Origin of the sequence: Deinococcus aquiradiocola (genome assembly GCF_014646915.1) — a bacterium.
Taxonomy (GTDB): Bacteria; Deinococcota; Deinococci; order Deinococcales; family Deinococcaceae; genus Deinococcus; species Deinococcus aquiradiocola.
The window spans coordinates 319046-331195 of sequence record NZ_BMOE01000002.1; the positions used below are offsets into that span (position 1 = coordinate 319046).

The 12150-nt window shown below is 67.7% G+C and carries 11 protein-coding genes; 4 read left to right on the plus strand and 7 right to left on the minus strand.

The features are described 5' to 3' along the window. Positions 1–55 precede the first annotated feature (55 nt). The 3 genes from opp4C to IEY33_RS05280 are packed head-to-tail and all read right to left on the minus strand — an operon-like array spanning position 56 to position 3509. Entirely contained in the window at positions 56–940 is an 885-nt protein-coding gene (gene opp4C, locus IEY33_RS05270) for an oligopeptide ABC transporter permease (RefSeq protein ID WP_188961215.1), read from the minus strand. Beyond that, the gene (locus tag IEY33_RS05275) at positions 933–1886 is read right to left on the minus strand and encodes an ABC transporter permease (protein WP_229670787.1); all 954 of its coding nucleotides are present in this window, start codon (positions 1884–1886) and stop codon (positions 933–935) included. Before IEY33_RS05275 ends, opp4C begins: the two co-directional genes overlap by 8 nt. Before the next feature lie 60 nt (positions 1887–1946). Continuing rightward, the gene (locus IEY33_RS05280) at positions 1947–3509 is read right to left on the minus strand and encodes a peptide ABC transporter substrate-binding protein (RefSeq protein ID WP_229670788.1); all 1563 of its coding nucleotides are present in this window, start codon (positions 3507–3509) and stop codon (positions 1947–1949) included. Positions 3510–3764: 255 nt separating this feature from the next. On the opposite strand from IEY33_RS05280, the gene IEY33_RS05285 reads away from it, so the two are divergent. Genes IEY33_RS05285 through IEY33_RS05295 form a run of 3 tightly spaced genes read left to right on the plus strand, consistent with a single transcriptional unit; the run spans position 3765 to position 7008 of the window. After that, positions 3765–4961: a hypothetical protein gene (locus IEY33_RS05285; protein WP_229670789.1), complete on the plus strand. Its 1197-nt coding sequence runs from the start codon at positions 3765–3767 to the stop codon at positions 4959–4961. 20 nt (positions 4962–4981) lie between these two features. Continuing rightward, a complete protein-coding gene (locus IEY33_RS05290; RefSeq protein ID WP_188961217.1) occupies positions 4982–5767 on the plus strand; it encodes an IclR family transcriptional regulator in 786 nt (261 codons plus the stop codon). A 20-nt stretch (positions 5768–5787) separates the two neighbouring features. Next, positions 5788–7008 carry a M24 family metallopeptidase gene (locus IEY33_RS05295; RefSeq protein WP_188961218.1) on the plus strand — a complete coding sequence of 407 codons (1221 nt, stop codon included), beginning with the start codon at positions 5788–5790 and terminating at the stop codon, positions 7006–7008. On the opposite strand, the gene IEY33_RS05300 is transcribed toward IEY33_RS05295, so the two are convergent. Both IEY33_RS05300 and IEY33_RS05305 read right to left on the minus strand, forming a co-directional pair. Further along, positions 6982–8586, minus strand: a complete 1605-nt coding sequence (locus IEY33_RS05300; protein WP_188961219.1) for a GGDEF domain-containing protein — start codon at positions 8584–8586, stop codon at positions 6982–6984. The genes IEY33_RS05295 and IEY33_RS05300 overlap by 27 nt on opposite strands. A 91-nt stretch (positions 8587–8677) precedes the next feature. Further along, positions 8678–9616, minus strand: coding sequence for a DUF808 domain-containing protein (locus tag IEY33_RS05305; RefSeq protein WP_188961220.1), 939 nt, complete (start codon positions 9614–9616; stop codon positions 8678–8680). A 470-nt stretch (positions 9617–10086) separates the two neighbouring features. Here IEY33_RS05305 and IEY33_RS05310 point away from each other — a divergent pair, with 470 nt between their 5' ends. After that, complete coding sequence (locus IEY33_RS05310; RefSeq protein WP_188961221.1) at positions 10087–10545, plus strand: sulfocyanin-like copper-binding protein; 459 nt, start codon at positions 10087–10089, stop codon at positions 10543–10545. A 204-nt stretch (positions 10546–10749) separates the two neighbouring features. Here the strand turns inward: IEY33_RS05310 and IEY33_RS05315 are convergent, their stop codons facing one another. Beyond that, positions 10750–11538 (minus strand): isocitrate lyase/PEP mutase family protein, encoded by a 789-nt coding sequence (locus IEY33_RS05315; protein ID WP_229670790.1) that lies wholly within the window; start codon positions 11536–11538, stop codon positions 10750–10752. Further along, positions 11535–12128 (minus strand): TetR/AcrR family transcriptional regulator, encoded by a 594-nt coding sequence (locus tag IEY33_RS05320; RefSeq protein ID WP_229670791.1) that lies wholly within the window; start codon positions 12126–12128, stop codon positions 11535–11537. Before IEY33_RS05320 ends, IEY33_RS05315 begins: the two co-directional genes overlap by 4 nt. Between the last annotated feature and the right edge of the window lie 22 nt (positions 12129–12150).

The window sequence follows — 12150 nt, forward strand, 5'->3', positions numbered from 1 at the left end:
GACGGGTTCGTCGGTCCAGCGGGTGTGGGAGGTTCGGGGCGTGCTGTTCGCGCCTTCAGTTGCGCGGGTCGAACGCGTCGCGCAGTCCGTCGCCGAGAAAGTTGACGGACAGCACCGTGATCAGGATCATCAGGCCGGGAAACAGCGCCAGCCACGGCGCGCCCGTCAGCCACTGACTGGCGTAGTTCAGGAGGTTTCCCCAGGTGGGCGTGGGCGGCTGGACCCCCAGGCCCAGGAACGACAGGGCACTTTCGAGCATGATCGCCCCGCCGACCGAAAGGGTTGTCGAGACGATGATCGGGCCGACCGCGTTCGGCAGGATGTGCCGGAACATGATGCGGTTGTCGCGTCCTCCCAGGGCACGCGACGCTTCCACGAACTCCCGTTCGCGCAGGCTCAGGAACTGTCCGCGCACCAGCCGGGCCGTGCCCATCCAGCTCAGCCCGCCCACGATGCACACCAGCAGGGGCACGCTGGGCCGCAGGATGCCCGAGAGCACGATCACCAGCGGCAGCAGCGGAATGCACAGCACGACATCCGTGAAACGCATCAGGACCGTGTCGATCAGCCCCCGGTAGTAACCGGCCAGGGCGCCGATCAGCGTGCCGACGCCGGTGGCCAGCAGCGCGCTGCACAGGCCCACCATCATCGAGATGCGCGCCCCGTACAGCACGCGGGTGAACGCGTCGCGGCCGAGCTGATCGGTACCCATCAGGTGCGCGCGGCTGGGCGGCTGAGGTTGACCGATGATCGACAGGTCCTGCCCGTCGAAGCTGTAGGGCGCGATGAGCGGCGCCAGCAGGGCCAGCAGGGCCAGCAGCAGCAGCACGATCAGTCCCAGCACCGCCAGCCTGTGCCGCAGGAAGCGCCGGACCAGCAGCGGCCAGAACCCCACGGCCGGTTTCCGCGGGACGGGCCGCGAGACCAGAACGTCATTCATAGCGGATCCTCGGATCGATCGCCGCGTAGGCGAGGTCAGCCAGCAGGTTGCTGACGATCAGCGCGAACGAGCCGATCATCAGCACGGCGAGCAGCACGGGATAGTCGCGCCCGTTCATCGAGTCGATGAAGAGCCGCCCGATCCCCGGCCAGGCGAAGATGGTCTCGGTGATCACGGCGCCCGACAGGATGCTGGCGAAATCGAGGGCCACGACCGTGACGACCGGAATCAGGGCGTTCCGGAGGGCGTGCGCGTACGTGACGCGCCGGGCCGGTACGCCCTTGGCGCGGGCGGTACGGACGTAGTCCTGGCCCATCACCTCGACCATGCTGGCGCGCATGTACCGGCTCCAGCCGGCCACCGAGGCGAAGGCGAGGATGAAGGTGGGCAGCGCGAGGTGCCGCAGCAGGTCCGGCAGGGAGCCGTCGCCAATGGTCTGCATGCCTGCCGAGGGCAGCAGGTGCAGCTGCACCGAGAGCAGCAGCTGCAGCATCAGGGCCAGCCAGAACACCGGCATGCTGATCCCCAGGAACGACAGCAGCGTGATCAGGTAGTCGACGCCAGTGTACCGGCGGGTGGCGCTCAGCACCCCGAGCGGAATGGCGATCAGCAGGGCCACCACGAAGGCGCTGCCGCTGAGCAGCAGGGTGGCGGGCAGGCGGTCGAGGATTTCCTGCACCACCGGCTGCGCGGTCCGGATGCTGAACCCCCACTCGCCCTGGAAGAAGGCCAGCACCCACGAGGCGTACTGGACGGGCAGCGGCTTGTCGAGCCCGAAGGCCTGCCTCATCTGGTCGAGGGCTTCCTGCGTCACCGACGGGTTGTCGGCGTAGACGTCGAGCGGGCCTCCGGGGGCCAGGTGCAGCACCCCGAACAGGATCAGCGACACGCCGATCAGGAGCGGCAGCATCCCCACGAGGCGTTTGACGAGGTAGGAGAAACTCACGGGCGCTCCTTTCATGCCCTGGGGTCCGGCGCGTCAGGTGACGTCACCGGACCCCGGGGGTCACTTCTTCAGGTACCAGCCGCTGGTGTTCACGAAGTTGGTCATGTTGGTGGGGTTCGGCACGAACCCGCCCAGCTTGTCGGTCACGGCGATCATGGACGGGTTGCTGGTGACGGGGATGCTCGGAAGGTCCTGCATCAGCAGCGTCTGGAAGTCACGGAGCGCCTTGCCGCGTGCGGTGGCGTCGAGGGTGCTCTCGGCGGTGTTCAGCAGGGCGTCCACTTTCGGGTTGCTGTACCCCTGGCCGTTGTTCACGCCCTTGCTGCCGAAGAAGACGCTGTAGGTGGGATCAGCCGCGGTGATCCAGCCGCTGTAGAACAGGTCGTAGCCGCCCTTGTAGCGGGCGTCGCGGAACGCCACGCCGGACTTGTTGTCGGGTTTGAGTTCCACCCCGATCGCTTTGAGGGAAGCGATGATCACCTGTTCGGCGTCCTCATCGGTGCTGCGTCCGGCCTGCACCATGATGTTGAAGCTCAGCCGCTGGCCGTCCTTGACGCGGATGCCGTCCGGGCCGGGTTTGTATCCGGCGGCGTCGAGGAGCTGCCGGGCCTTGGCAGGGTCGTAGGGGTACTTGGGAACCAGTTTGTTGCTGTACGAGAAGACCGGCACGACGACCGTGTCGATCGGGGTCGGGTAACCGCCGAGCGCCCTGCTGACGGTGGCCTTGTTGATGGCGTACGCGAAGGCCTTGCGGACGTTCAGGTCACGCAGCGGGGCCGGGCCCTTGAAGTTGAAATCGAGGTGCTGCCAGGACAGGACGGCGTTCTTCACGATCTGCAGGCCCGGCTGGCTGTCGAGCTGCGGCACCTGCGAGTACGGGACGCCGTAGGCGAGCTGCACCTCGCCGGACTTCAGCTGCGTCACCATGGTGTTGCTGTCTGGAATGATCTTGAAGACCATGCGGTCGAGGTACGGCAGCTGCACGCCCGAGCTGTCTTTCCGCCAGTAGAAGGGATTGCGGTCGAGGATGACGTACTGGCCTTTCCGGTATTCCGTGACTTTGAACGGTCCGGTCCCGAGCGGCTGCTGGTTGTAGGTGTCGGTGTTGAGGTCCTTGCCGTCCAGCGTGTGTTTCGGCAGGATGCCGAAGGTGAACAGGGTGCTGGCGAAGTCCGGCGCGACCCGTTTGTAGTTCACGACCACTGTCAGCGGATTGGGCGTGTCGATCGAGCTGATGTCGTCGGTGCCGTCCTTGGACTCGGCGATGAATTTGGGGTTCTTGACGGCTTCCCAGGTGAATTTCACGTCGGCCGAGGTGAAAGGCTGCCCGTCGGACCATTTCACGCCCGGGCGCAGGGTGTAGGTGACGACCATGCTCTTGCCGTCCGGGGCGACCTTGATGCCGCCGTTCTGGATGGTCGGGACGCGGGTCGCGAGGACCGGCACGTACCTGGCTTTGCTGTCCGGTGCGAGGAGGCCCTCGACCACGGCCGCCTGCACGTCACCGAGGTACCCGGTGGAGTACACGTTGAGGGTGTCGATGTCGTATCCGAGGCCGACCGTGAGCGTCCCGCCGCGCTGCTGCGCCATTGCCATTCCGCTCAGCAGAATAACGGTACCCACTGCACCCCTGATGCCACGCCAAGAAATGGAAGGTCCTGCACGCTTCTGATGCCCCATGTTCCTACCTCCGTGATGAGAGATAAAACCGACCAGAACGACAAAAACCCGGCAATCCACCGTAGGTTTAGCCGGTAGTTTAGGTAGCATTCTGTGAAAAGTCAAGGTGGGATTCATGCTCATATTCCATCTGACGGAATAGACCCTTGACTTCCGGTTCCGTTTGGCGGAATGATGGAGGCCATTCAGGAGGAACCCATGCAGATCCACGAACCGACCGTCAACGACGCGCACCTCGGCCGACAGCTCACCGCTCTGACCGTCGGCATGGATCACCTGGAACGCCGACTCTCGCGCGGCCACGGCGTCCTGGACAGCGAGGGCCTCGTCCCGATCTACCTGGGCGACGACCTCGTCCCGCCCCTGAATCTCGACGACTGGGACGCCGTCCACAGCGAACTCGACGACCTCGAACGCCAGACGGCCCGGTACCCGGCGGGCGTGCGCCGCACCTTCCTGCAGGACATGCTGCGCTCACTGCGGACCGCCACGCGCCTCTTCGAAGGGGAAGAGCTCAGCTTCCGCGAGAAACTCGAAGGCCTCGTCGGCGTTCCGGCCCAGCCGGTCTCCGCGGACGCGCTGCACGACATGCACGCCCAGCTCGCCGTGCTCCTCGAACGCGCCGGCCTGCGGCACGGCCCCCTGGCCGACCAGGTCGTCCGGTGGGAACAGGAACGCGCCCTGGACGCCGGGCAGCTCGAACCGACCTTCCTGGCCCTGATGACCGAAGCGCAGCGCCGCACCGACGCCCGCATCTACCCGACAGGCGACTACACCATGCGGCTCAACGCGCTGCGCGGCGTGCCGTTCACGGCCCGCTGCAACTTCACGGCGGGCCAGATGGACCTCAACATCGACCTGAACTTCACGCGCGCCGCACTCAAACACTTGGTCTGCCACGAGGTCTTCCCCGGACACTCCACCCAGCTGCTCTATACCCGCGACAAGGCCGCCAGCGGCGAATGCAGCGCCGACGTCCTGCTGTGCACCACGAACGCCGTCACTGGCTGCGTGCAGGAAGGCATCGGCGACCAGGGCGTGGACCTGCTCGACTGGACCGAAGACGAGGACGACGCCGTTCATGTCCTGCTGCGCCGCATCCGCAGCGCCAGCGCCACGAGTGCAGCCTGGTACCAGATGGGTGAAGGCTGGAGCGAGGACCGGGTGCACACCTACCTGGAACGGACCTCCTTCGGACAGAAGCCCTGGATCGAGGGCCGGATCCGTTTTGCCAGCTACAGCTTCCGCGGACCGTTCATCGCGTCATACTGGTTCGGCAACGAGGCGGTCCGTGAAGTCCGTGAGCGCGTCACGGCTGAGCAGTGGCCGGAATTCATCTCGTTCCTGTATGGCCAGATGCACTCACCGCGCAGCATCGGTCAGTTCGGATCCTGAACCATGAGCGACCCCATCCAATGAGCGAAAACGTCCAGAGTGTCGAGCGGGCCCTCGACATCATCAACACCATCGTGGCCGCCAACCGTTCCCTGAGCATCGCGGAACTGTCGCAGAACATGGGCCTGGCGCCCAGCACCATCCACCGTATCCTGCAGACCCTCACCGCCAAGAACTACGTCTACCAGGACCCGCAGAGCAAACGCTACGACATCGGCCCGGAGATCGTCGACATCAGCAGCGCCCTCTACCTGCGCTACGACCTCGTCCGGCGGATCCGGCCGTACCTGCAGATGCTGGTCGAACTGACCGGGGAAACGGCGCACGTCGCCCAGCTGAACGGCACCACCGCCATGTACCTCAGTCAGGTTGAACCGCTCAGCATGGTCCGGATGTTCACGACGCCGGGCAGCATCGCGCCGCTGCACTGCAGCGACGTCGGCAAGGTCTTCCTCGCGGACCTGCCCGCCGCGCGGGTCGAGGAGATCGTCCGCAAGACCGGCCTGCCGGTCCGGACGCCGCACACCATCACGGACCCCGTCGGCCTGACGGCAGAACTGCAGCGCGTCCGCGCGGACGGCTACGCCATCGACGACGAGGAGCGCGAGATGGGCGTCCGCTGCCTGTCAGCCGGGATCCTGAACGGCGCCGGGAAGGTCATCGCCGCCATCGGGGTGGCCGGACCCACCAACCGGCTCAGCCGGTCAAGGATCGACGAGGTGAGTGCCGCCGTGGTGAGCATGGCCGACCGCAGCGCCAACGACCTCATCCGGCAGCCCGCCGTGCCGGATCACGTGGAACGCTGAACGACCCGGGGAGGAACAGCATGACGCAGCCCGACGCCCGACTGGAGATCACACCGGACGAATACCGGCAGAGGCGCGAACGTCTCTGCCTGCTCCTGCAGGCCCAGGGCCTGGACGCCGTCTGCGTGTTCGCGCCGGTCCGGGTCGCGTACCTGAGCGGCTTCTTCTTCTCGGCGACGGAACGACCGATCGCGCTGATCGTGACCGCCTCGGGCGAGGTGGCCGCCCTGCTGCCCCGGCTGGAGGTGTCACACTACGAGCTTCAGGGCCCCGGCGGCACCCTGCTGGAGGTCTACGCCGAGTACCCGGGCGGCGGCAGCGGCAGACACCCCATGCGGCACCTGCAGGACCTCCTGACCCGGCTCGGCCTGCAGGACCGGCGTGTCGCGGCCGACGTGGACGGCTACGAGCACCGCTGGGGGTACCGTGGACCGGCGCTCAGCGAGGTGCTCGGGCGGCCCGTCCCGTCCGCGCTGGCCCTGATCGACGATCTGCGCGCCGTGAAGAGCAGCGCCGAGATCGCCCTGATGCGGGAAGCCTGCCGCTGGGGCGACCACGCCCACCGGCTGATGCAGGACGGCCTGCACGTCGGCGCGCAGGAGCTGCTCGTGTCCCACGCGGCGAGCCTCCAGGCGACCGAGGACCTGCTCGGCACGCTCGGAGGGCGGTACGTGCCGAAATCACGCGAGGGGATGCCCGCCAACGCCATGTTCATCCGCGGCGCGAACACCGCGCACCCGCACGGTCTTCATCAGGCCGGGCCCGTCCAGAGAGGCGACGTCCTCGTCACCGGCGCGTACGGCATCATCGGCGGGTACGAGTCGGAACTGGAACGCACCATGATCGTGGGCGACCCTGGCCCCGACGTCGCCCGCTACTTCGGCGCGATGCTGACGGCGCAGCAGGTGGCCTTCGGGGCCCTCCGGCCCGGCCGGACCTGCGCGGAGGTCGAGGCGGACGTCCGGAGGTTCATCCGGGACGAGTTGGGCATGGACGGCCTCGTCCGCCACCACACTGGCCACGCGTTCGGCCTCGAAGGACATGAGCACCCGTTCCTGGACCTCGACGACCACAGCGTCATCGTGCCGGGCATGGTCTTCTCGGTCGAACCTGGACTGTACGTCCCGGACGTGGCCGGGTTCCGCCACTCCGATACCGTGGTCGTCACGGCGACCGGAAACGAGCGCCTCAGCCTCTACCCGCGTGACCTGGCATCACTCACCGTTCCGGTCCCCGGCTGACCGTCCCGCCTCCCGCACCGCGCTCCCCGGCTCGGCAGGCGTCAGCCTCGTCCTGTTGCGTCCAGCCTGTTTCGCGGCGTAGAGGGCCGTGTCGGCATGCCGCACGGCGTCCGCTCCCGTGACGGCATCGACGAGGACGCCGCCGACGCTGACCGTCACCGCGCCGGCCGGATCGTGGCGGCCAAGCGCGACGGCGAGGCGCAGGCGTTCGGCGACCGTGCTCAGCTGGGTGTGGCCCGCGCCCTTCAGGATGACGGCGAACTCCTCCCCGCCGTAGCGGTACGCGCGGTCACCGGGTCTCAGCGCGCCGCGGATGGCGACCGCCACATCGCGGAGCACCTCGTCGCCCGTCTGGTGGCCGAAGGTGTCGTTGATCCGCTTGAAGTGATCGATGTCGATCATCAGGAGGCCGTCGTCGTCCGCGAGGAATGGGAGGTCCCGGTCGAACTGCCGCCGGTTGCTCAGGCCGGTCAGGGCGTCCGTCACGCTGAGCCGTTCGTAATGGCCCTTGATGGACTGTACCTCGTCCAGCCGGACCATCAGCGCGCTCGTGACCTGACGCGCCTCCTGCGCCTGCAGCTGAGCGGCTTCGGTCACGCGGTGCAGTTCCAGACGGCTGACGAGTGTGACCCGCTCGTGCTGGTACTGCTTCAGCAGGGTCTCCAGCAGGGTCCGCATGCTGCGGTACGCCTGGGCATGGTCGCCCAGTCCGGCGTGAATGGACGCCGTGAGGTCAAGGAGATGCAGGCGCGCGTCCCCGCGCAGGGCGTCCTCGTCCTGCAGGCGACCCAGCCAGATCATCGCCTGCCCGGGATCGCCGAGCTGCAGTTCAAGTCGGGCGGCCGTCAACCAGAGCATGTGCAGCGCCTCACCCATGAACTCGGAGCGTTCGTCCAAGCGCGCCAGCGCGGCGTTCAGCAGCTGACGGGCCTGCCCGTACCGACCCGCGTGCGTCGCCTGAGCGATCTGCAGGTTGACGCACCAGGGCCACAGCATCATCGCGTGCGCGTCCAGGATCAGCGCCTCGGCCAGATCGACGAGTGGAGCGGCCAGCGCGAACTCCCCCTGGTGGTGATGCACCCCGGCCATGTTCGCCGTGATCAGCCCCCGGATGGCCGTCATGGCCGGGCTGCCGTCCGTGACCAGGTCAGCGGCCTGCCGGTAGTAGTCGTAGGCGCTGGAGGCAGAATTCCACGCCATGATCGCGCCCAGGTCATTGAGGGCCAGCGCCTGAAGTTCAGCGTCCTGCAGCCGCTGCCCCAGGCTCAGTTGTTCCTGCAGCAGCGTCACGCAGCGCGCGATGTCCCCGGAAATGTACAGCAGCACGGCGTGGAGGTTCAGCAGGCGACCGTGCCACACGGTCTGCCCGTCGCCCGACAGCGCCTCCTCTGCCTGCCGGACCATCGACAACGCCTGCCGGATCTGCCCGCGCCGCCACTCCAGAAAGGCCTCGACGGCCAGCACCTGCACCGACGTGGCGTCGGCGTGCGGCACGGAGCGGAGCCACGCATGCACGGCAGCCGGAGCGGAAAAACGCAGGTCCCAGGCCTGCTGCGCGTCGGCGACCGTGACGTTCATGTCACGATGATCGGCCATGGCGTCTTGCAGACCTCTGACTCGGACCGGTCACGCCGTGCAGTCCAGTCACCGTCAGGGCGCCCAGTCACTGTCAGTGCGCAGTCCGGCGTGCGGGCATCAGGTGCAGGATCAGCACGATCAGTCCACCGACCGCGGCGCCCACCACGGCAGAGCCGAGCGTCTCGACCAGCCATTCGAGCACGCCTTCCAGAGCGGGGACGGCGTGACCGGCCGCGAGGGACCATCCGTGCAGCAGGTGCGCCGGGCCGGTCACGCCCAGCTTGTTCAGACCGTCGATCAGGATGTGCCCGCCGACCCACAGCATGGCGGCCGTGCCGATCACGGACAGGGCCGACATCACGACCGGCATGCCTTTCACGAGGCCCCGCCCGAAGGCGCGCGCGGCGCCGGAACCGCTGCGGGCGAGGCGCAGACCGAGGTCGTCCATCTTCACGATGACGCCCACCACGCCGTACACCAGGGCCGTGATGAGGACCGCGACGACCACCAGGATCAAGGCGCGGGAGAAGAACGGCTCGTCCGCGACTTCGGCCAGCGAGATCGCCATGATCTCCGCCGAGAGGATGAAGTCCGTCCGGATGGCACCCGACACCATCTTGCGCTCGTGCTCGGCGCTGCTGAGCACTTCAGGGTCCCGCGATTCCTCGTGCCCGCCGCTCAGGGCCTCGTACACCTTCTCGGCACCCTCGAAGCACAGGTACGCGCCGCCCACCATCAGGAGCGGCGTCAGCGACCACGGCAGGAACTGACTGAGCAGCAGCGCGGCCGGGAGGATGAACACGACCTTGTTGCGCAGGGAGCCGCGCGCGATCTGCAGGATGATCGGCAGTTCCCGGTCGGGCGAGAACCCCGTGACGTACGTGGGCGCGACGGCCGTGTCGTCCACGACCACCCCGATGGCCTTGACGCTGGCCTTCCCGGCCGCGGCACCGATGTCGTCGATGGACGCGGCCGCGAGGCGGGCGATGGCCGCCACATCGTCGAGCAGGGCGACGAGGCCGCCGCTCACGCGGCACCCCGAAAGGAAAAGCTGGTCTGGTGGTGGGCGGGATCAAGGGCAGGCATCTGCGGTCCAGCGTACCAACCCGGCCGCTGCGGGTTCACCTGAGCGTCAAGAGCATTCCTTGAGGTCGCCGGGAAGGTCGGCAGGCGGGACGCCCCGGGGGCGCGGAGCGCGGCCGAAGCGAAGTGAGGTCATGGGCCACGGAGCCGAGTCACCGGGAGGTGGGCAGAGGGACTGAAGGCCAAGCGGTCCGGTCCTGAGCGTCCAGCGAAGTCCCCACCGCTAACGCCGAACACCTTCTGTGCTGGGCCAGGAATCCTCACCCGTCAGAGTGATAAATGTCCCGGTCATCATAAAGGAATGTGGGCTGAGATCATAAATCTGCGGCACTATTGCGGGGAATGCGGCAATTGACCGGTCTGCCTGGGTCTATCTTGATTCACGGAGGAACACAAATGAATAAAAGACTTCTTCTCTTGCTCACACTGAGCATTTCCAGCGCTTCGGCGGCCAGTTACGTCAGCAGCAACGCCTCGACCAAAACGGCCACCATCACGGTCGACGCCGGGCAGGGCGCTGCGGGCGGCGGGCTGAACTTCAACGGTGCCGTCAAGGGTGCCAAGAGCTTCACCGTTCCGGCCGGCTGGAACGTCGTCATGAAGTTCAAGAACATGGGCAGCTTCGGCCACAGTGCCACCGTGGTGAAAGGCAGCACCCCGCCCGCCAGCGTGACCGAGAAGACGGTGGCGTTCCCCGGCGCCTACACCAAGATGCTGATGCAGGGGCTGGGCATGAACGCGGCCGACACGGTCAAGTTCAAGGCGACCACCGCCGGCAGCTACCTGATCATCTGCGGCGTTCCGGGCCACGCGCTCGGCGGGCAGTACCTCGGTCTGAAGGTCGTGGCAGGGGCGAAGGCAGCCACCTACCAGTAATCGACGGGCCGGACCGCGGGTGACGCTCCGGGTTTTCCGCTGGTCCCCCGCGGTGCTCTCCACACTGCCTGCGGAGCAGTGCCCGGGAGGCCTCGTGGACCGGCAGGTATGCAGAAGGGACGGTACATGAGTACCGTCCCTTCTGCATGTCTCCCGCAGTTTTCTCGCTCCGTCGTCGCGGTCACCGATGGACCGGAATCCGGGTCAGTTCAGGGGCCGGGTGGTGGCGGGCAGCGTTCCACCGGCGATGAGTTCGGCGGCGGCGTCCTGCAGGGCCGTCAGGGCGACACGCTGGGTGAAGGGACCGGTCGAGAGCCGGGCGACGCCCAGGGTCTGCAGTTCGCGGGCAGCGAGGCTGGCGCCGGGAACGCTGATCAGGGTGAGTTTCTGCGGTCCGAGGGCGTCGCTGACCTCCTGAATCTCGCCGCGGGCCACCAGTCCGGGCACGAAGACGACGGGCGCGCCCGCTTCGAGGAAGGCGAGGCCGCGGGTGATCGCTTCGCGGATGACCTCGGAGCGGGACTGGTCCGGTCGGGCGTGCGCCACGGCGTCGGTACGGGCGTTGAGCACGAAGTCCACGCCGGCCGCGCGGCCCGCTTCCATGACGGCCTGTACGGCCGCGACGGCCTCACCGAGGGGCCGCATGCCGTCCTCGAGGTTCCCGCCGACCACGCCGATCTCGATGGCGCGGCGGGCGGTTTCGCCGGGGTTCCCGTACCCGGCTTCCATGTCCATGGAGACCGGGAGGGACACGGCCTGCACGATGCGGCGCACCATGTCGAGGTGCAGGTCGAGGGGGATGCGTTCCCCGTCGGGGTAGCCGAAGGTCGAGGCGATGGAGTGGCTGGCCGTGGCGAGCGCCTGCACGCCGGGCGTGGCGGCGATCACCTGGGCGGACACGACGTCCCAGACGTTCGGGAGGACGAGGATGTCCGGCTGGGTGTGGAGGTCGAGGAGACGGCGGGCCTGGTCTGCGGTGGTGGGGGTCATCATGCACTCCTGGGGGTGGGCACGTGCAGTGCCGTGAGGGCGCGTTCGGTGAGGTCGTGAAACCGTTGCGGGCTGCGGGCGGCGCGGGCCATCAGCATGGCCCCTTCGACGGTGGCGAGGAAGGTCTGGGCGGCGTCGGCGGCCGACCCGGGGAACTGGAGTTCGCCCTGGCGCTGGCCGTCCTCGAAAGTGCGGGTCAGCCACTGCTCGCTGCCGGTGAAGAAGGCGGCGAGCTCCTGCGTGACGGGGGCGGGCAGCACGCAGTCCTCAGCGATCAGCTGGGTGCACAGGCAGATGCGGCCGTCGTCGTGGATCACGGTCCGGTAGGACGTAAGGTAGCGGTGCAGGCGGTCCAGGGCGGAGGGGACGGTGGCGGTCAGCTGGTCGAGGAGGGTCTGCGCTTCGGTGCGGTACCGCAGCACCAGAGCGGCGCCGAGGTCGGTCTTGCTGGGGAAGTGGTGATGGACGCTGGCGTTGCGGATGCCGAGGGCGGTGCTGATGTCGCGGTACGCGACGCTGGAGTATCCGCGCTGCTGCATGAGGCGTTGCGCCTCGTCAAGGATGCGGTCGCGGGTGGTGGGGTGACCAGTCACGCCATAGACTATCTACCTGTAG

Coding starts and splice junctions, on each gene's coding strand:
- IEY33_RS05285 (WP_229670789.1), top strand. CDS start 3,765: ATGCAGATCCACGAACCGACCGTCAACGACGCGCACCTCGGCCGACAG.
- opp4C (WP_188961215.1), bottom strand. CDS start 940: ATGAATGACGTTCTGGTCTCGCGGCCCGTCCCGCGGAAACCGGCCGTG.
- IEY33_RS05315 (WP_229670790.1), bottom strand. CDS start 11,538: ATGATGACCCCCACCACCGCAGACCAGGCCCGCCGTCTCCTCGACCTC.
- IEY33_RS05300 (WP_188961219.1), bottom strand. CDS start 8,586: ATGAACGTCACGGTCGCCGACGCGCAGCAGGCCTGGGACCTGCGTTTT.
- IEY33_RS05290 (WP_188961217.1), top strand. CDS start 4,982: ATGAGCGAAAACGTCCAGAGTGTCGAGCGGGCCCTCGACATCATCAAC.
- IEY33_RS05295 (WP_188961218.1), top strand. CDS start 5,788: ATGACGCAGCCCGACGCCCGACTGGAGATCACACCGGACGAATACCGG.